The organism is Streptomyces hilarionis, assembly GCF_024539675.1.
Lineage (GTDB): Bacteria > Actinomycetota > Actinomycetes > Streptomycetales > Streptomycetaceae > Streptomyces > Streptomyces hilarionis.
In genome coordinates this window covers 1-236 of the sequence record NZ_JAHHIT010000897.1, presented here as the reverse complement: position 1 = coordinate 236, position 236 = coordinate 1, and the positions used below count along the sequence as shown (strand labels likewise).

The following is a 236-nucleotide window of genomic DNA, read 5'->3' as shown; positions in this document are numbered from 1 at the left end:
TGCCGGCGACCCCGAACACGACGGCGGCCAGGGGCAGCCAGAATCCTGCGACGTCGAGCACGCGGTAACCCTTCCTGAGCGCGGCCAGGTCGTCGGACGGGAGCAGCGCCACCCGGGTGTGCTCGACGGGGAGCCGCTCGGCGAACGGCACGTGGTCGGCCGTCAGCTGACGTTTGAGGGGGGCGGTCACGGCCGCCAGGTCCACGGTGACCGGACCGCCGTCGCCGTAGCCGCCG

The 236-nt window shown here is 74.2% G+C and carries 1 pseudogene; it reads right to left on the bottom strand.

The window, feature by feature from the left end:
- A pseudogene (locus tag KMS84_RS40710) lies at positions 1-236 on the bottom strand (hypothetical protein); the annotation flags it as partial.